This window comes from Devosia sp. (assembly GCF_039927955.1).
Classification (GTDB): domain Bacteria; phylum Pseudomonadota; class Alphaproteobacteria; order Rhizobiales; family Devosiaceae; genus Devosia.
The window spans coordinates 102,490-119,889 of record NZ_JBDSUA010000059.1 but is presented as its reverse complement, the minus strand read 5'-3'; the positions used below and the strand labels follow the sequence as shown (position 1 = coordinate 119,889).

The following is a 17,400-nucleotide window of genomic DNA, read 5'->3' as shown; positions in this document are numbered from 1 at the left end:
TCGGGCGCGACGCGACCCGTGGGGGCACCCTCTCCCGCAAGGGGAGAGGGAAGGGTTCAGCAACCAATCAAACGAAGCGGTTGATCAGGTTTTCCAGGTATTCCTGCTGGCCGGATTTTGGCTGCGGGTTGATACCGTCGGTTTCGACGCGGGCGGCCAGATCGGCAAGGCTGAGCTTTTTGCCCAGAATGCTCTTGCCCAGTTCGCCCTGCCAACCGGCATAGCGCTGGTCGACAATCTTGTCATAGGTGCCATCATCGATGATGGCCTGCGCCGCCTTGAGCGAACGGGCCAGCACGTCGAGGCCGCCGATGTGGCCATGCAGCAGGTCTGCTGGATCGATCGACTGGCGACGCACCTTGGCGTCGAAGTTGAAACCGCCCTTGCCCAGACCGCCATTCTTGAGGATCTGATAGAAGGCCAGCGTGGTTTCCGGCACCGAATTGGGGAACTGGTCGGTATCCCAGCCGGACTGCAGATCGTTGCGGTTGGCGTCGACCGAGCCGAGCATGCCCAGCGAGGCGGCAACAGCCAGTTCGTGTTCGAAGGAATGGCCGGCAAGGAAAGCGTGGCCGACTTCGATATTGCACTTTACCCGCGAGTCGAGGTCATAGCGCTTGAGGAAGCCATAGACCGTGGCGACGTCATAGTCGTACTGGTGCTTGGACGGTTCCTGCGGCTTTGGCTCGATCAGGATCTGGCCCTTGAAGCCGATCTTGTCGGCGTGCTCGATCACCAGATGGATGAAGCGGGCCATCTGGTCCTGCTCCTGGCCGATCTTGGTATTGAGCAGGGTTTCGTAGCCTTCGCGGCCACCCCAGAGCACGTAGTTTTCGCCGCCCAGTTCATGGGTCAGCTCCAGCACGTTCTTGACCTGGCCGGCAGCGTAGGCGAACACATCCGGATCGGGATTGGTCGCGGCGCCCGACATGTAGCGGCGGTTGGAGAACAGGTTGGCGGTGCCCCAGAGCAGCTTGGTGCGGCTCGACTGCATCTTCTTGGCAAAGATATCGCCAATGGTGCGGACGTTCCTGTTGCTTTCAGCCAGGGTGGCGCCTTCCGGCGCAATGTCGGCGTCGTGGAAGCAGAAGAAGGGCGCGTCGAGCAGGTCGAACAGTTCGAACGCCACTTCGGCCTTGATCTTGGCGCCTTCCAGACCCTTGTCATACCAGGGACGATCGAACGTGCGGCCACCGAACGGGTCACCGCCCTCCCAGGCAAAGGTATGCCAATAGGCAATGGCGGGGCGGATATGGTCTTCCATCCGCTTGCCGGCGACGATTTCGTCCTTGTTGTAGTGGTGGTAGGCCAGCGGATTGGTGCTGGTTGGACCTTCGAATTTAACGGGCGAAATTCCCTTGAAAAAATCAGTCACGAATTGCCTCCTCAATGGCAGGGTAGAGTGCGCGATAGCGCGCATACTGGTCGGAATAGGCTGCGGACAGGGCCTTGTCCGGCGCGATAACGGTCTTGATGGCTGGCATGGCCATGACTGATTTGGGATCGGCCCCGGTGGCAGCGCAGAGGCCCAACCGGGCCGCGCCAAGTGCGCCACCGAAATCGCCGTCCTCGGGAAGAGCGATTTCCATATCCAGATTGGTCGCGATCAGCTTGAGCCACAGTTTGGACTTGGAGCCACCGCCGACGGCGAGCAGCCGGTCGATCCTGGTGCCAGCATCGTGCAGCACGCGCTGGCTATCGCGGAAGGCAAAAGTGACGCCTTCAAGCACGGCCTGGGCCATCTTAGCCTGATCGGTCGAGTGGGACAGCCCGATAAACGAGCCGCGCGCGCCGGCGTTGTTGTGCGGGGTGCGTTCGCCCGAAAGATAGGGCAGGAAAATTTCCTCGCCGGGTCCGGTGAACTGCGCTTCAGCGGCATTGGAGAGCGTGGCGGCATCCTGCCCGGTGATCTTGGACAACCAGTTCAGGCTATCGGTGGCCGACAGGATCACGCCCATCTGGTGCCAGGTATCGGGCACCGCATGGCAGAAGGCATGCACCGCCCCATTGGTATTGGGGCGGAACTTGTCATTGGAAACAAACAGCACGCCGGAGGTGCCCAGCGAGACAAAGCCTTCGCCGGGACGAATGGCGCCGATGCCGCAGGCCGCCGCCGCGTTGTCGCCAGCGCCACCAGCGATAACCACGGTGCCGGACATGCCCCAGCGGGCGACAAATTCGGGCTTGAGGTGGCCTGATACCGCCGTGCCTTCGACCAGGCGCGGCATGTGCGAGCGGTTGAGGCCGGTGACGGCCAGCAGTTCATCGGACCAGTCGCGCTTGCCGACATCGAGCCAGAGCGTGCCGGCGGCGTCGGACATGTCTTCGACCGCTTCCCCGCTCAGCAGCAGGCGTATATAGGCCTTGGGCAACAGCACCTTGGCGATCTTGGCAAAAATCTCTGGCTCATGCTTGCGCACCCAGGCGATCTTGGGGGCGGTAAAGCCGGGCATGGCAATATTGCCGGCCAGTTGGCGCAGGCTGGGGAGCGCTGCTTCCATTTCGCGGCATTCGGCGGCCGAGCGGCCGTCGTTCCACAAGATGCAGGGGCGCAAGACGTCGTTGTCCTTGCCCAGCAGGGTGGCCCCGTGCATGTGGCCGGAAAGGCCGATGCCCCGCACCGCGGCCAATTGGGTCGCGTGCGATTTGGAAAGTGTGTCGATGGCGGCGAGCGTCGCGGTCCACCAATCGGCGGGATTCTGTTCGGACCAGCCGGGATGCGGCCGCACTGGTTCGACCGCCGGGGCGGTGGCGTCACCAATGATCTTTCCCGTTTCATCGATCAGCAGGGCTTTGACCCCGGAAGTGCCGATGTCGATGCCAAGGTAAGTGGCGCTCATGAGGCACGTACCTCAAGATCGTGTGTGCAGATCACTTTGAAAAATCCTCCCTAGCCCGTTGACGGGCGCCGACATCTTTTGGTGATGGCGGTTGTCTTAGCGCAGATTGTCGCGCAGGAAAATCCCGATTTCAATTGCTTCGTTGGGAGCATTGCCGCTGGCGCCCAGCGCCAGGGTGCGCGCGGCCGTGATGGCGGCGCGAATTTCGCCATCCGGGTTCTGGTCCAGCACCACGTCGATGGCGCCCGAACGCAGGCCGCGGCGCGTCGGTTCGGACAGTTCATGGGCGATGACGCGCAGGGCGCCAGCCCGACCGGAAGCCTCCAACGCCGCCACCAGCCCGGTATTGCCGGCACCCAGATTATAAATCCCGGCCAGATCGGGATGCGCGCCCAGCAGTTTTTTCACCTGCGTCCGGGTTTCATGGCGCTCGTCGTGACCCTCGATCGGGTCAAGCAGGACGATTGCCGGGAACTCGGCGGCGATAGCGGCGCGGAAGCCATCCAGCCGATCGCGATGGTCGCGCAGATGCATCGAACCGGCAACGATACCAATTTTGCCACCGGAAGGACAAAACCGCCCCAATAGGGATGCTGCCGTGCGGCCGGCGGCAACATTGTCGATGCCGATGAAATGGCGGCGACTGGAACCAGGCAGGTCCGAGACCAGCGTCATCACTACGATACCGCGACGGGCGGCTTCTTCGACGGCGGCAAGGACCGAGGGCTCTTCGGCCCCGACGATCACCGCGCAATCACATAGATTCGGATCGAGCCGGGCCAGGCCCGTGGCCAGCGCATCAGCATCGAGCGCCGGCAGACGGGTGATTTCGAGCTGCATGCGGTCGCCCTGCGCATTGGCGGCGCGGCGCGCAATGGCTTCGGCCAGGCTTTCCATAAATTCGTTAGAGCCATCGGGGATCAGGAAATCCACCCGCAGGTCGCGGGCACGGGCCAGAAGCGAGGCCGAAAGATCGCGCTGGAAGCCGAGGGCAATGATGGCGTCCTCCACTTTCTTGGCGGTGAGCGGACGAACACCGGGGCGATTGTTGAGCACGCGATCCACCGTGGCCAGCGAAACGGCCGCGGCCCGGGCGACATCGTGTACGGTGGTGCGACGTCTGGTTGCGATCTCGTTCAAGCCGGTTTCCCCCTGGCGATGCGACAGATTTGTTGGACCTGCAAGAAAGGTCAAGTGCAACGTTGTCAGGTTGCTGCGGCGCAGCTAAAACCTTGCGCCAACAGAGGGCAGCATAATGGCTATTTCGGTTTCGACGTTTGGTCAGCACAAGGGCAAACAGGTCCAGCAGTTCAAGCTGGTCAGCACCACCGGGGTCGAAGTCGATATTATCGGACTGGGCGTGGCCGTGCGGGACTGGCGCGTGCCGGTCAAGGGCGGCCTGCGCTCGGTGGTGCTGGGCTTTGACACGCTGGAAGACTATGTGCAGCACAGCCCGCATTTCGGCGCGCTGGCAGGCCGCGTTGCCAACCGCATCAAGGACGCGTCGTTCGATCTGGATGGCAAGCATTACGAGCTGGTGCCCAATGAGGGCGCGCTGAGCCTGCATGGCGGCCCGGAAGGCCTTGGCCGGCAGGTGTGGGATGGCGTGGCCGACGATGCCGACAACAGCGTCACCTTCACCCATTTCAGCCCCGATGGGGCCATGGGCTATCCCGGCGATGTAACCTTTACTGCCAAATATACCCTCGCCGGCAACAAGTTGCGTCTCGACCTTTCCGCCATTGCCGATCGCCGCACGCCGATCAGCCTGGTACAGCACCAGTATTTCAACCTCGGCACCACCGATACGGTGCTCGACCACATGCTGCAGGTCGAGACCAGCGCCTATACGCTGCTTGGCGAGGATCTGTGCGCCAGCGGCGCCATCGTGCCGGTCAAGGACACGATCTATGATCTGCGCCAGGGCCGCGCCATGCGCGATGCCGATGGAAAACCGGTGGGCTACGATATCAATCTGGTGCTCGATACCGGGCGCGAACTGGACGAGCCGATCGCCACGGTGACCGGACCTGACGGGGCGCTCACCCTCAAGATCTGGTCGGACCAGCCGGCGGTGCAGGCCTATAACGGGCTATGGACCGATATTCCTGTGCCGGGCCTTAACGGCAAGACCTACGGCCGGTTCTCCGGCTTCTGCCTCGAAGACCAGAAATTCCCCGATGCGCTGCACAATCCGCATTTCCCCTCGGTGATCTACGGACCGGATCGCCCCTATCGCCATTGGTGCGAAATCGAAATCGCCTGATCCCGCCCCCTGCGGATCAGTTTCACGTGAATCATCCTGTTGCCGGCAACGGTGGCGGGTGTTCAGCTTTTGATGAGCGTGGCGCTGCTCGATGGATTCACGTGAAACAGTTATCCACAGACTTATAGCCAGGCTTTCCACAGACCCAGCAAGGCCGTGCTGAGCAACCCGATGTGGATCAGTGCGACGAGCACGCTCAATCGGCCAAAACGCGCTTTGCTGGTCTTGTGGCGAAACATCTGTTGCGCCAGCAATCCGCCAACAATGCCGCCCATCAGGTCAATGAGATGCAGCGCCGCTTCTGATCGCCGCCAGCGTCGCAGTTCAGCGGCACGCTTGTCAAAACCGTAGAGCAAGCCACTGACCGCGCCGATACCGCCGTAGATCAGTATTATCCAATCGGGCGCCCGATTGGTCACGACCGCCGCAATCGCCAGCAAAACGAGGCTGGCCGCGGTTAGCGAACGCCAAGAGCCAAATGGACGCCACTGCTCTTGCCGACGCCATTGATGGGCCTCGACAGAGCGCGGATTGGCGCCAGCGACCTCGGCATCGTAGGCCGCCTGCCGCCCACCGCGCCCCGGACCGACGCGAAACTCCAGTTGATCGCCGACGCGGGGCCGCGTGCTGGTCTGCCGCACTGCCGTTGCATGCAGAAACAGGTTTTGCGCGTGCCCGGACCGCCGCACGAAACCAAAGCCTTTTTGCTCGTTCCACTGCACCAGTTCGCCTTGTTCACGCACCATCGCCCGGACCGGATCAGAACAACAGCTTGTGCAGCGGCAATTTGACTGCACCGGGAAACCCCGACGCCAGATCACGCGGAAACCGGCTGCGCAGCGGTTCGGGAAACACATGCCCCTCCGGCAAGGCATCAAGCGCAAACCATGCAGCCTCGGCAATTGCCTCGTTCTCAGCAGGATTGGTGCCGATGTCGATCTCCCCCGAAATGTAATCCGCCAGAAACCAGAAGCTCAGCACGCGCCGCTGTTCGCTCCAGCCTTCATCGATATAGGCAAGTCTGGCCGCAGCGACATGGATGGCGGTTTCTTCAAAGGTTTCGCGCTCGGCGGTACGGGCCAGCTCTTCGCTACGCTCGACACCGCCGCCGGGCGCCGACCAGAAATCATGGACGCCCGGACGCAAATGGCGAACGAGCAGGATTTTCTGGTCACGCAGCACCAGCGCGCCGCAGGAGATTCGGTGTTGAGCCATGGCACTAGCTTAACTGGAAATTCAGCCGATAGCTTAGGGCTTCCGCAATATGGGGCCGGGTCACCTTGTCGGAGGCCGCCAGATCGGCCAGCGTCCGCGCCACCTTGAGCACGCGATGATAGGCGCGCGCCGAGAGCGAAAACCGCTCGGCCGCCTGCAGCAGAAGGGCCTGGCTGTCCTTGTCGGGATTGACCACCGCCTCGATCAAGCTCGCCCCAGCATGGGCATTGGTGAAGATATTGGCCGCGCCGTGATCGCGATAGCGCTGCCGCTGTCGATCACGGGCCAAGGCCACTCGCGCGGCAACGGCAGAGGAGGATTCCGATGACGCCGGCGCCATCATATCGGCTGCCGACACTGCCGGCACGTCAATGCGGATATCGATGCGATCGAGGAACGGGCCGGACACCCGCCCCTGATAGTCGCCGGCACAGGCGGCGCCGCGCTTGCAGGTATGGCCGGGCGAGCCCGCCATACCGCATTTGCAGGGATTCATCGCGGCGATCAACTGCACTCGCGATGGATAAGAGACCCGCGCATTGGCCCGCGCAATGACGGTTTCGCCCGATTCGAGCGGTTGGCGCAGGCTATCGAGCACCTGCGGAGAGAACTCGGGCAGTTCATCGAGAAACAGCACGCCATTGTGCGCGAGGCTGACCTCGCCCGGTCGCACCCGCAGCCCGCCGCCGACCAAGGCCGCCATCGAAGCGGAATGATGCGGCGCGCGGAACGGACGACGGTCCGAAATCGCGCCGCCGGCCAGTTCGCCGGCAATCGACTGGATCATCGACACATCGAGCAGTTCGCGCGGATCAAGCGTGGGCAGGATCGAGGGCAGACGCGCCGCCAGCATGGACTTTCCGGCGCCCGGTGGCCCGATCATCAGCATATTGTGGCCCCCGGCCGCGGCCACTTCGAGCGCCCGCCGCGCCACCTGCTGGCCGCGCACATCGGCCAGATCGGGCAGGTTGCCCGAGGCGATCCAGCGCTTCGGCTGCGGTCGTGCCGCCAGCTGATGGCCGGTCAAATGGTTGACCAGTGCCAACAGGCTATCGGCCGCGACGATATCCACTTCGTCGCCCGCCCAAGCCGCTTCCGGGCCGGACGGCGCCGGGCAGATCAGCCCCAGTCCGCGGCCATGCGCGGCGATCGCTGCCGCGAGGATGCCGTTGACATGGGCCAGCCGCGCGTCGAGCCCCAGTTCGCCCAGCACCACGAAATCGTCGAGTGCGTCCTGCGGAATGGCGCCCATCGCCGCCATCAGTCCGAGCGCGATCGGCAGGTCATAATGACTACCCTCCTTGGGCAGGTCGGCGGGAGCCAGATTGATGGTGATGCGCTTTGGCGGCAGGCCAAGCCCGGAGGCGACCAAGGCAGCGCGCACCCGCTCACCGGCCTCTTTGACCGCCTTGTCGGGCAGGCCGACCATAATGAAGGCCGGTACGCCCGGCGCAATCTGCACCTGCACGTCCACCGGCACCGCTTCGATGCCCTGAAACGCTACAGTTTGTACGCGGGTTACCATGCCCAACCCTCTTAGTCGTCGAAAGGTTAACAGGGATTTTGTCGTTCAACAAGAACGTTTCATGAACATGTTGACAGCGGTTAACCACGCCGGGACGCGAAATGGTGAATGCAAGGTTCCGTTAACCCCGACATGTTGAATCAAAAGCTCGACCAGTTTTGCGTATGAGTTTGTAGTCCATGAGTATTGCGGCCAAATCCCCGTTCGTGCCCGGCGTTGTCAGAGGATTGCTGCTGGCTTTGGCCTTGCTGACCCTGGCCGCCTGCGGCCGCGGCGGTATCGGTGGCGCAATCGAGGGCGATAACCGCCCGCATTCCGGCGTCGCGCGAGCCCGCGCCCTGCCGATCCAGGGCATGGACATCGCGCGCTATCAGGGCAATGTCGATTTTTACGCGGCCCGCAATTACGGCATCCATTTCGCGTTCATGAAGTCCACCGAGGGCAAGGACTATATCGACCCCAATTTCTATAACAATTGGAACCGCGCCCGCGAAGCCGGCATGCCACGCGGCGCCTATCATTTCATGACCTGGTGCTCGCTGGCCTCGGAACAGGCCGACTGGTTCATCAAGATGGTGCCCAATGATCCCGACGCTTTGCCGCCGGTGCTGGATCTGGAATGGAACAATGATTCCAGCTGCAAGACTCATCCGACCCGCGAAAATGCGCTCGAAAAGGTGCGTTACATGCTGGCGGCGATGGAAGCCCATACCGGCAAGCTGCCGATTATTTATACCGATATGACCTTCCATCGCGATGTGCTGGAAGGCGAGCATTTCCCCAATGCGTTCTGGCTGCGCTCGACCGCCGCCGAGCCGCACCACAAATATACCAACCGTCCCGGCTGGACCTTCTGGCAGTGGACGCAGACTGGCGTGGTGCGTGGTGTGCGGCCCGAAGTGGATCGCAATGCGTTTTACGGCACACAGGATGAGTGGACCAATTTCCTACTGACCGGCTGCGATCCGCGCGCCATCGCGGTGCTCGGCCCGTATGGCCGCTGCGCTCTCCAAAAATAGCGCCTGAGGCAACAAGCCCGACCTTGTCACCGTTGGATCAAGAGCATAGCTTTTGCTGGTGATTTGACAGGGCGCCGACGCCCACAGCGCGAGGAGAAGCCGATGGCCAAGGGTCAGATGAAGACGAACAAGGAAGCCAAGAAGCCGAAGAAGGAAACGCCGAAGGTTCTGGCGACGGCCAATTCCTCGACGCTGGGCGCGCAGAAGAAGAAGTAAGCGCGTCTTCGGCTTTCAGAATTTTGCGGTCAGCGCCTCGGCGCTGGCCGTTTTACTGCGCGGTGATCGGCGCCAGGATCTCGGACTGGGCTGCGATACGGCCGGTCGAGGCGGTCGCCATGATGGCGAACAAGATGCAGACAACGGCGATGGCAATACGCATATCAGGTCTCGTTTCTGCCCTGACCGGATAAAGCGCTTCTCCGCGCGACGGGTCAATTGCCGCGTTAAGACTTGATTAACAATGGAAATTTCATAAAATTGCGCTGATCGATCAGCCCAGGATGCCGCTGGTCCTGATGCCGTCGAAAATGAACTGCACGGCCAGTGCCGAGAGCAGCACGCCGATGACGCGCGACACCACATGCAGGCCGGTGACACCGAGCAGTCTTTGCAGCGGAATGGCCAGCCGCAACATGGCGTAGGTCAGCGCCAGGATCAGCAGCAGGCCGACGACCACCATCACGTCCTTGATGTAGTCGCCCTCGGTTCCGGCGATCAGCAGGATCACCGCGCTGATGGCGCCGGGACCAGCGATCAATGGCGTTGCCAGAGGGAACACCGAAATGTCCTCGCGGCTACGTGCTTCGATATCTTCCTCGGTGGTGGTGGAGGCGGCGCCGGAATGGCGGGCAAACACCATGTCGATGGAAATCAGCAGCAGCAGAATGCCACCGGCCGTGCGCAAGGCCGGCAGGCTGATCCCGAACAGGGTCAGGACCGACGCGCCAAAAATCGCGAAAAACAGCAGGATCGCGCCGCCGATCAGCACGCCGCGCAAAGCAAAGCGCCGGCGTTCTTCAGGCTTGTTGTCGCGCGTCAGCGCCAGAAACATCAGCGCCAGATCGGCCGGGCCGATCGTGGCGAAAAAGGTGGTGATCGAAACGAGCAGGGTTTCCAAGAGCATGGCCCAGCATGCCCAAGATTTTGCCGCTTGAACACCCCTTGTCCCTGCAAGGCGGGCAGCATAGCGTCCGCCACCATTGCTGCCCGTGAAAGTGCGTCGATCTATGCCGGAAATTGCTGCCATCAAAGGCATTCTGTTCGACAAGGACGGCACGCTGGTCGATTTCAACCGCACCTGGTTCGAGATCATCATGGCGCTGGCCCGCAAGGCCAGTTCTGGCGACGAGTCCTTGGCCCGCACCCTGGTGCAACAGGGTGGCTATGACTGGGGCGTCAAACGCTTCATCAGCGGTTCGGTGGTCGCCGCCGGCACGGTGGAAGACCTGGTCGATCTCTGGCACCCCGCGCTTTCGCAGACGGAACGACGTAGCCGCATCGCCCAATATGATCGCTTTGCCGTCGAAGAAGGTTCAGGCCAGGCAGCCCCAATCGAAGGTCTGCACGCCACCCTGCAGCATCTGGTCGATCAGGGCTTCGTTCTGGGCATCGCCACCAACGATTCCGAGGCCGGCGCTCGCGCCACCGCCACGGCGCTGGGGCTTGATGACCTGTTCACTGCCATCATCGGCTACGATTCAGTGGCCCGCGCCAAACCCTATGCCGACCAATTGCACCTGTTTGCCGCTAAAACCGGCCTTTTACCGGCGCAGATCGCCATGGTCGGCGATAATCCGCATGATCTGGAAATGGCCCATGCTGCCGGCGCCGGTGTGGCCATCGGTGTGCTGTCGGGCAATAGCTCACGGGAGGAACTGGCAGAGCTTAGCGACGTGATTCTGGGGAGTATTGCGGAATTGCCAGCACTCCTTATGAAGGCTTAGGCAACACTCAATTTTCCGCGGCGACCGGGCTCTCATCCCCACCCTTGATCGCTCCCCGCAAGGGGAGGGTGACGACTGATGGTTTTAACCCCGCCGCTTCTCGATCGCATCCCAGATCAGCACCGCGATATCCGGCCCGCCAAAGCGTTTGATTTCGCGGATGCCGGTGGGGGAGGTGACGTTGATTTCGGTGAGGTAATCCCCGATCACGTCGATGCCGACGAAGATCATGCCGCGGGCTTTCAGTGCCGGGGCGATGGTGGCGCAGATTTCCAGGTCTCGCGCCGTGAGTGGCGACAGTTCCGGGCGGCCGCCGACATGCATGTTGGAGCGGGCTTCGCCTTCGGCGGGAATGCGGTTGAGACCGGCGATCGGTTCGCCATCGATAATGATGATCCGCTTGTCGCCCTTGCGCACGTCCGGCAGGTATTTCTGGACCGTGAAGGGTTCGCGATAGTTCTGCTCGAACAGTTCGAGCAGGCTGGCGAGGTTATGATCGCCCTCCTGGATGAAGAACACACCGGCCCCGCCATTGCCGTAGAGTGGCTTGACGATGATGTTGCCGTGCTCCTTGCGGAAGGCATGGATCAGCTCGCGATCACGCGTCACCAGCGTCGGCGGCATCAGCTGTGGGAACTCAGTGACCAGGATTTTTTCGGGGGCATTGCGCACATCGGCGGGCGAATTGACCACCAGCGTTTTGGGATGAATGCGTTCCAGAATATGGGAAATGGTGATGTAGTTCATGTCGAACGGCGGATCCTGGCGCATCAGCACCACATCCTGCGTCGACAGGTCCACCCGCGACGCTTCGCCAAGGGCAAAATGTTCGCCTTTGGGCTTGTCGATCACCGTGATCGGGGCGGCCAAAGCCGTTACCACATTATCCCGCAGCGCCAGCGAATCGGGCGTGTAGTGCAGCAGTTGATGCCCGCGCGCCTGCGCTTCGAGCATCATGGCGAAGGTGGAATCGCCCCGCGGGTTGATGGTGGCGACATGGTCCATCTGCACGGCGACTTTGAGTTTTTTTGCCATTTTTCTCTCGAGAGCCTGACTTCTCAGCAGACCTCATCCTGAGCCTGTCGAAGGACGAGGTCGTGGCGAGATCGGTTAAATCCGACCTCGTGGTTCGACAAGCTCACCATGAGGTTTCACGGTCGGCTTGCGTCGAAGGCGTTGATGACATGGCGCGGCCATGCTCGGCGTGCAAGGAAAATTACGTCGAACCGCAAAGGCGTTTGCGCCAGGTGGGGATGCCGCGCAATGTAGTATTGCGCGGCGCGGATAATGCGCTGTTGGTTGACTGCGGCGAGCGCTTCGGCTTCGCCGGAGGCATGGGTGCGCGCCTTGACCTCGACAAACACCGTGATGCCGAAGCGCTGGGCCACCAGGTCGATTTCACCCACCGGGCTTTTGAAGCGCCGGTCGATGATGCGGTAGAGCTTGGCCTGCAGGAATAGCGCCGCCAGCGTCTCGCCCCAATGGCCGCCGCGATAGGCCTTGAGCCGGGCCTTACTTTTGGGCTTTGAGGGCGAGGGCGGCATCATAGACATCCTTGCGCTTGAGCCCAAAATTTTCGGCGACTTCATCGACAGCGGCGCGCAGCGGCTGATCGGCAAGCGCATCGGCTAAGACGGCCTTCCAGTCTGCGGCGGCGGCAATGGCAGCTTCTGCGGCCCCGCCGACGACGATCACTGCTTCGCCCTTGGTTTCGGCATCGGCAAATTCGGTTGCCAGATCGCCCAGCGCCCCGCGATGCACGCGCTCGAAGCGTTTGGTCAATTCCAGCGCCACGGCGGCCTGCCGGTCGGCGCCGAAGGCTTGCGCCATTGCCGCCAGCGTATCGTCGAGGCGGCGCGGGCTTTCGTAAAACACCAAAGTTTCACGTGAATCAGCCAGACCCTGCAGGATTTTGAGCCGGGCGACTGATTTTGTTGGCAAAAATCCATGAAAGGCGAAAGCGTCGGTGGGCAGGCCCGCCACCACCAGCGCCGACAGCAAAGCTGAAGGACCGGGGATGGCAAACACCGGTAATTCCATTTCGCCCAGTGCGCGGATCAGCGGAAAACCAGGATCGGACAGCAGCGGTGTACCGGCATCGGAGATCAGGGCAATGGCTTCACCAGCCCGCAGACGTGCCGCGATATCGTCGATGCGCGCGCGCTCATTGTGTTCGTGCAGGGCCATACGCGGCCCCTTGATGCCATAATGATCCAGAAGACGGGCTGAAAGGCGAGTGTCTTCGCACAGCACCAGATCGGCGCCAGCCAAGGTTTCCAGCGCTCTTATGGTGATATCGCGCAGGTTGCCGATCGGGGTGGCGACGGCATAAAGCCCCGGCGCCAGCGGCGGTGCGGCAAAGCTCACGCCAGCGATGAAATAGGCGCCCGATTTTTCCCGATTCTGCGTCACGCGCTGCCCCATGCTGGTCTGTCCTTTTAGCAGCCGGTTAGCATTTGTATAGAATCGGTTAACCGAATGGGCACAGACTCAGCCACGTTGCGGTCACTAAAGGACGTTGGGCGTGAGCATGTCGCACCAGCAATGGGCAGTTCGCCACCGGCTGCGCGTTGTCCTCGCCGCTCTGTGTCTTGGCGCGCTGGTTGCCTGCGCGCCGGGCGACTATTCCATCGGGTCGCGCAGCTTCAGTTTCGGCGCGCCACAGACCCCGCCGCCGCAGGCGATCCCCAACATGCAGGCGCAGGCCGGGCCCATTCCCAATACCATCGCGCCGGGCGCCATCGCCGTCGGGCAATCCTTCGGGCAGGGGCCGGTCAGGGTGGCGCTGCTGCTGCCGCTGAGCGGCGATCCGGCGCTATCGGGGGTTGGCAGTTCGCTGGCCAATGCCTCCCGACTGGCGGTGTCCTATATCGAATCCAATTCCAATATTGCTGACAACATCACCGTGATCCTCAAGGATACCGGCACCTCGCCGGGCGGCGCGGCGCAGGCGGCCAGCGAAGCGGTGGCGGAGGGGGCCAGCATCATTTTAGGCCCGCTCAAGGCTGATCAGGTGACAGCGGCGGGCGGGGTGGCGCGGTCGGCGGGCATTCCGCTGATCGGGTTTTCCAACAATGCCAGCGCCGCCGGACCGGGCGTTTATCTGCTGAGCGTTTTGCCGGAAAACGAGGTGCGCCGCAGCCTGACGCTGGTGCAGGCGCAGGGCCGCACCAAATTTGCCGCCGTGTTCCCAAATACCGACTATGGCCGCGTGCAGGAGCGGGCCTTTGGCGAAATCGCTGCGGCGCTGGGGATTTCGCCGGCAGCGATCTATCATTTCGGCAATGAGACGGAGGCGCGCGGCATCGTCACCCAGCTTGGTCCGCAAATCAGCGCAGGGCAGGTGGATGCGCTGTTCCTGCCGGATCGCGGCACGGCGCCCAGCTTTGCCACCATGCTCGAACAGACCGGCGTGGCCCGTCCGGCGCTGACCATTATCGGCTCGGCTGACTGGGAGGGCGATCCAGCGATTCTAGCCACGCCATTCCTGGGCGGCGCGGTCTATCCGGCGGTCGATCCGGCCGGCTACAACGCCATCGTGGCCGACTATCAGCGCCAGTTCGGCGGCAACCCGCATCCGCTGGCGACCATCGCCTATACCGCCACGATCCTGGCAAATGTTTCAGCGCTGTCGATGAGCAACCCGAAATATGATCGCGAAACCCTGACCGCGCCCTCTGGCTTTAATGGCCGCGACGGGGTGTTTCGCTTCAACCCCAATGGCCGCGCCGATTACGCGCTGGTGGTCAAACAGGTCGCGCCCGGCGGGGCGCAACTGGTGGATGGGCCGCGGATGTAGCTCTTGCTCCCACGATGGGGAGAAGAAAGCAGCTAAGCCGCCAGATCGGCCACGACGGCATCCAGCACTGGCCAGCCGCGATCGGTGACGCGCAGGTTGCCGTTGGGCAGGGTTTCGACAAAGCCGTAGCCCTTGAGGTCATCGATCTGGCGCTGGTTGATCTTGCGACCCGAGATCGACTGGAAGCGCTGCGGAGAAATGCCTTCGCGCAGGCGCAGGCCCATCAAAAGGAACTCGTCGCCCTGTTCTTCCCAGGTCAAAACGTCGTCCACCACCATGCCGTGGCCGGCATTGATGACCTTTTTCTGCCAGTCGAATGGCAGCTTTTCGGTGGCGGTGGTGTGGCGCTGATTGTTGATCAGCAGCCGTCCATGGGCGCCTGGGCCGATGCCGACATATTCGCCATAGCGCCAATACAGCAGGTTGTGCTGGCTTTCCTGGCCGGGCCGGGCGTGGTTGGAAATCTCATAGGCCGGCATGCCGGCGGCAGCGGTCAATTCCTGGGTCAGCTCATAAAAATCCGCCGACAGGTCTTCGTCGGGCATGATCAGCTTGCCGGCCTGATGCAGGTCGAAATAGCGCGTGCCCTGCTCGATGGTCAGCTGGTAGAGCGAGATATGGCCCTTGGCCATCCACAGCGCTTCCTTGAGCTCATCTTCCCAGTCTTCCAGTGTCTGGTGCGGACGGGCATAGATCAGATCAAAGCTGGAGCGTTCGAACACCGATTGGGCGATACGCACGGCGGCGACGGCTTCCTCGACGCTGTGGCGGCGCCCGAGATCGGCCAACGGCTTTTCGCGCAAAGACTGCACGCCCAGCGAGACCCGGTTGATGCCGGCGGCGCGGAAGCCCCGGAAACGGTCGACTTCGACGCTGGTGGGATTGGCTTCGAGGGTGATTTCGGCGCGGCTTTCGACATGCCAATGCTTGCCGATCGCCTTGATAATGGCTTCGACTGCCCACGGACTCATCAGCGAGGGAGTACCACCGCCGAAAAAGATCGACTGGACGACACGACCGGGCGTCAGCGCGGCCTGATAGGCGATTTCGCGCTCATAGGCTGCCACATAGCCCTGTTCATCGAACGGGCCACGGTGAACGTGGGAATTGAAATCGCAATAGGGGCACTTGGACGCGCAGAACGGCCAATGCACGTAAATCCCGAAAAGATCATTCGCGCTCAATTGCACCCTCGACGAATTTGCCAAACGCCTTGGCCCGGTGCGACAGCCCGACCTGGCCGGGAGCCCAGGAGTGTTTGTCCAACGGGTTCATTTCCCCGAAGGTGATGTCAAAGCCGGTGGGCATAAACACCGGATCGTAGCCATGGCCGAGATCGCCGCGCGGCGGCCACACCAGGGTGCCCTCGACTTTGCCCTCATAAATCACGTCGCGCCCATCGGGATGAGCCAGGCACAAAGTGGCGTGGAACGAGCCATGCCGCTGTGCCGGCGTGGTCGCGTTGGCGGCCTGCAGCGCATCTTCGACGCGCTTCATGGCATGATCGAAATTGCGCGGTACGCCGGCCCAGTCGGCGGTATAGACGCCGGGATCGCCGCCCAGCGCGTCAACGCAGAGGCCCGAATCATCGCTCAGCGCCAGCATGCCCGAGGCCTGGGCGGCCGCATGGGCCTTGATGCGGGCGTTTTCGGCAAAGGTGGTGCCGGTTTCATCCGGCTCGGGCAGGCCTAACGAAGCAGCGGAAATGACGATCAGGCCGAACGGCTCGAACAGTTCCTGAAACTCCCGCAGCTTGCCCGCATTGTGGGAAGCCAGCACCAACTTGTCGCCGGAGCGGAGTTTTGGAATCGGGTTCATTTCGTTGCCGCCCCTTTGCCCTTGGGGGGCGCATTGCGCGGGGTCTGGCTCAGGGCGCGGGCAATATCCTGCCAGATCGCCGAGGAGGCGCAGTCATGCTGCTGGGCCGCGGCAGGAGTGCTAGTGCGTTTGGAAAAGCCGAACATTTTCATGCTGCCAAAGCCGCCAGTTGCAATGCCGTCAGTTCGCCGATGCCTTGCTCGGCCAGCTCCATCAAAGCGTTCAACTCATCGCGCGAAAACGGCGCCTGTTCGGCCGTGCCCTGGATTTCGACGAACTTGCCCGAGCCAGTCATAACGAAATTGGCGTCGGTATGGGCTTCGACATCTTCGAGATAATCGAGATCCAGCACCGGCGTGCCGCGATAGATGCCGCAGGAAATCGCGGCGACGCTGTCGCGCAGCACCTGACCCTTGGTCAGCTTGCGCTCGTCCATCCACCTGATCGCATCGGCGAGCGCCACATAGGCGCCGGTGATCGAGGCGGTTCGGGTGCCGCCATCGGCTTCGAGCACATCGCAATCGAGCGTGATCTGGGCTTCGCCCAGAGCGGTCATATCGACCACGGCGCGCAAGGAGCGGCCGATCAGGCGCTGGATTTCCTGAGTGCGGCCCGACTGCTTGCCGGCGGTGGCTTCGCGGCGATTGCGCGAGCCGGTGGCACGGGGCAGCATGCCATATTCGGCGGTGACCCAGCCCTGGCCCTTGCCGCGCAGCCAGCCCGGCAGGCTGGTTTCGACCGAGGCGGTGACCAACACCTTGGTGGAACCGAATGAGACGAGGCAGGAGCCTTCAGCCTTGAGGGAGACGTTGCGCTCGATGGTGACCGCGCGCATCTGGTTGGTCTGGCGTCCCGATGGCCGCATGGATCAAATCGCCTTTGCAGATTTCTCAATTAACCGCCTCTTAACCCTCATTGCCTTCGCTCACAAGACGGCGGAGCTTGGCGCGGAGCTGCTTTGCGCTTAAATGAGGC

General features: G+C 62.3%; 18 protein-coding genes. 4 read left to right on the top strand and 14 right to left on the bottom strand.

Annotated features, from left to right (window positions below; translation table 11 throughout):
* Positions 1–67 precede the first annotated feature (67 nt).
* The 3 genes from xylA to ABIT12_RS14965 form a co-directional block, all read right to left on the bottom strand.
* The gene (gene xylA, locus ABIT12_RS14975; RefSeq protein ID WP_407065629.1) at positions 68–1,420 is read right to left on the bottom strand and encodes a xylose isomerase; all 1,353 of its coding nucleotides are present in this window, start codon (positions 1,418–1,420) and stop codon (positions 68–70) included.
* Positions 1,368–2,840 (bottom strand): xylulokinase, encoded by a 1,473-nt coding sequence (gene xylB / locus ABIT12_RS14970; RefSeq protein ID WP_348041149.1) that lies wholly within the window; start codon positions 2,838–2,840, stop codon positions 1,368–1,370. The genes xylA and xylB overlap by 53 nt, the downstream gene beginning before the upstream one ends.
* A gap of 96 nt (positions 2,841–2,936) precedes the next feature.
* Positions 2,937–3,980, bottom strand: coding sequence for a LacI family DNA-binding transcriptional regulator (locus ABIT12_RS14965; RefSeq protein WP_348041147.1), 1,044 nt, complete (start codon positions 3,978–3,980; stop codon positions 2,937–2,939).
* A 115-nt stretch (positions 3,981–4,095) separates the two neighbouring features.
* On the opposite strand from ABIT12_RS14965, the gene ABIT12_RS14960 reads away from it, so the two are divergent.
* Positions 4,096–5,106: an aldose epimerase family protein gene (locus tag ABIT12_RS14960; protein WP_348041145.1), complete on the top strand. Its 1,011-nt coding sequence runs from the start codon at positions 4,096–4,098 to the stop codon at positions 5,104–5,106.
* Positions 5,107–5,228: 122 nt separating this feature from the next.
* Here the strand turns inward: ABIT12_RS14960 and ABIT12_RS14955 are convergent, their stop codons facing one another.
* Genes ABIT12_RS14955 through ABIT12_RS14945 form a run of 3 tightly spaced genes read right to left on the bottom strand, consistent with a single transcriptional unit; the run spans position 5,229 to position 7,846 of the window.
* Positions 5,229–5,852, bottom strand: coding sequence for a DUF1294 domain-containing protein (locus ABIT12_RS14955; RefSeq protein ID WP_348041143.1), 624 nt, complete (start codon positions 5,850–5,852; stop codon positions 5,229–5,231).
* A 13-nt stretch (positions 5,853–5,865) separates the two neighbouring features.
* Positions 5,866–6,321 (bottom strand): NUDIX hydrolase, encoded by a 456-nt coding sequence (locus ABIT12_RS14950; protein ID WP_348041141.1) that lies wholly within the window; start codon positions 6,319–6,321, stop codon positions 5,866–5,868.
* A gap of 4 nt (positions 6,322–6,325) precedes the next feature.
* Entirely contained in the window at positions 6,326–7,846 is a 1,521-nt protein-coding gene (locus ABIT12_RS14945) for a YifB family Mg chelatase-like AAA ATPase (RefSeq protein ID WP_348041139.1), read from the bottom strand.
* Positions 7,847–8,025: 179 nt separating this feature from the next.
* On the opposite strand from ABIT12_RS14945, the gene ABIT12_RS14940 reads away from it, so the two are divergent.
* A complete protein-coding gene (locus tag ABIT12_RS14940) occupies positions 8,026–8,865 on the top strand; it encodes a GH25 family lysozyme (protein WP_348041137.1) in 840 nt (279 codons plus the stop codon).
* Positions 8,866–9,355: 490 nt separating this feature from the next.
* Here ABIT12_RS14940 and ABIT12_RS14935 read toward each other — a convergent pair whose 3' ends face one another.
* Entirely contained in the window at positions 9,356–9,988 is a 633-nt protein-coding gene (locus ABIT12_RS14935; protein WP_348041135.1) for a MarC family protein, read from the bottom strand.
* Between the two features lie 103 nt (positions 9,989–10,091).
* On the opposite strand from ABIT12_RS14935, the gene ABIT12_RS14930 reads away from it, so the two are divergent.
* A complete protein-coding gene (locus tag ABIT12_RS14930; protein ID WP_348041133.1) occupies positions 10,092–10,808 on the top strand; it encodes an HAD family hydrolase in 717 nt (238 codons plus the stop codon).
* Between the two features lie 84 nt (positions 10,809–10,892).
* Here ABIT12_RS14930 and gshB read toward each other — a convergent pair whose 3' ends face one another.
* From gshB to rsmI, 3 genes are all read right to left on the bottom strand, one after another.
* Entirely contained in the window at positions 10,893–11,843 is a 951-nt protein-coding gene (gene gshB / locus ABIT12_RS14925) for a glutathione synthase (protein ID WP_348041131.1), read from the bottom strand.
* 116 nt (positions 11,844–11,959) lie between these two features.
* Positions 11,960–12,352, bottom strand: coding sequence for a YraN family protein (locus ABIT12_RS14920; protein WP_348041129.1), 393 nt, complete (start codon positions 12,350–12,352; stop codon positions 11,960–11,962).
* On the bottom strand, positions 12,321–13,220 hold the full coding sequence (rsmI, locus tag ABIT12_RS14915) for a 16S rRNA (cytidine(1402)-2'-O)-methyltransferase (RefSeq protein ID WP_348041127.1): 900 nt from the start codon (positions 13,218–13,220) through the stop codon (positions 12,321–12,323). The genes ABIT12_RS14920 and rsmI overlap by 32 nt, the downstream gene beginning before the upstream one ends.
* A gap of 118 nt (positions 13,221–13,338) precedes the next feature.
* Here rsmI and ABIT12_RS14910 point away from each other — a divergent pair, with 118 nt between their 5' ends.
* Positions 13,339–14,607 carry a penicillin-binding protein activator gene (locus ABIT12_RS14910; protein ID WP_348041204.1) on the top strand — a complete coding sequence of 423 codons (1,269 nt, stop codon included), beginning with the start codon at positions 13,339–13,341 and terminating at the stop codon, positions 14,605–14,607.
* A 32-nt stretch (positions 14,608–14,639) separates the two neighbouring features.
* Here ABIT12_RS14910 and hemW read toward each other — a convergent pair whose 3' ends face one another.
* From hemW to rph, 4 genes are read right to left on the bottom strand one after another with little or no spacing between them, the layout of a single operon-like run.
* A complete protein-coding gene (gene hemW, locus ABIT12_RS14905) occupies positions 14,640–15,797 on the bottom strand; it encodes a radical SAM family heme chaperone HemW (RefSeq protein ID WP_348041125.1) in 1,158 nt (385 codons plus the stop codon).
* Positions 15,778–16,425 (bottom strand): non-canonical purine NTP pyrophosphatase, encoded by a 648-nt coding sequence (locus tag ABIT12_RS14900; RefSeq protein ID WP_348041123.1) that lies wholly within the window; start codon positions 16,423–16,425, stop codon positions 15,778–15,780. The genes hemW and ABIT12_RS14900 overlap by 20 nt, the downstream gene beginning before the upstream one ends.
* A complete protein-coding gene (locus tag ABIT12_RS14895) occupies positions 16,422–16,577 on the bottom strand; it encodes a hypothetical protein (protein ID WP_348063367.1) in 156 nt (51 codons plus the stop codon). Before ABIT12_RS14895 ends, ABIT12_RS14900 begins: the two co-directional genes overlap by 4 nt.
* Positions 16,574–17,290, bottom strand: a complete 717-nt coding sequence (gene rph / locus ABIT12_RS14890) for a ribonuclease PH (RefSeq protein ID WP_348041121.1) — start codon at positions 17,288–17,290, stop codon at positions 16,574–16,576. Before rph ends, ABIT12_RS14895 begins: the two co-directional genes overlap by 4 nt.
* Positions 17,291–17,400 lie beyond the last annotated feature (110 nt).

Excerpts from the sequence above, each read along its gene's own strand:
- ABIT12_RS14940 (WP_348041137.1), top strand. The coding sequence starts at position 8,026 with ATGAGTATTGCGGCCAAATCCCCGTTCGTGCCCGGCGTTGTCAGAGGA.
- ABIT12_RS14895 (WP_348063367.1), bottom strand. The coding sequence starts at position 16,577 with ATGAAAATGTTCGGCTTTTCCAAACGCACTAGCACTCCTGCCGCGGCC.
- ABIT12_RS14935 (WP_348041135.1), bottom strand. The coding sequence starts at position 9,988 with ATGCTCTTGGAAACCCTGCTCGTTTCGATCACCACCTTTTTCGCCACG.
- ABIT12_RS14900 (WP_348041123.1), bottom strand. The coding sequence starts at position 16,425 with ATGAACCCGATTCCAAAACTCCGCTCCGGCGACAAGTTGGTGCTGGCT.
- ABIT12_RS14945 (WP_348041139.1), bottom strand. The coding sequence starts at position 7,846 with ATGGTAACCCGCGTACAAACTGTAGCGTTTCAGGGCATCGAAGCGGTG.
- gshB (WP_348041131.1), bottom strand. The coding sequence starts at position 11,843 with ATGGCAAAAAAACTCAAAGTCGCCGTGCAGATGGACCATGTCGCCACC.
- ABIT12_RS14920 (WP_348041129.1), bottom strand. The coding sequence starts at position 12,352 with ATGCCGCCCTCGCCCTCAAAGCCCAAAAGTAAGGCCCGGCTCAAGGCC.
- ABIT12_RS14960 (WP_348041145.1), top strand. The coding sequence starts at position 4,096 with ATGGCTATTTCGGTTTCGACGTTTGGTCAGCACAAGGGCAAACAGGTC.
- ABIT12_RS14955 (WP_348041143.1), bottom strand. The coding sequence starts at position 5,852 with ATGGTGCGTGAACAAGGCGAACTGGTGCAGTGGAACGAGCAAAAAGGC.
- rph (WP_348041121.1), bottom strand. The coding sequence starts at position 17,290 with ATGCGGCCATCGGGACGCCAGACCAACCAGATGCGCGCGGTCACCATC.
- xylB (WP_348041149.1), bottom strand. The coding sequence starts at position 2,840 with ATGAGCGCCACTTACCTTGGCATCGACATCGGCACTTCCGGGGTCAAA.
- ABIT12_RS14930 (WP_348041133.1), top strand. The coding sequence starts at position 10,092 with ATGCCGGAAATTGCTGCCATCAAAGGCATTCTGTTCGACAAGGACGGC.
- ABIT12_RS14910 (WP_348041204.1), top strand. The coding sequence starts at position 13,339 with ATGTCGCACCAGCAATGGGCAGTTCGCCACCGGCTGCGCGTTGTCCTC.
- ABIT12_RS14950 (WP_348041141.1), bottom strand. The coding sequence starts at position 6,321 with ATGGCTCAACACCGAATCTCCTGCGGCGCGCTGGTGCTGCGTGACCAG.
- xylA (WP_407065629.1), bottom strand. The coding sequence starts at position 1,420 with ATGCGCGCTATCGCGCACTCTACCCTGCCATTGAGGAGGCAATTCGTG.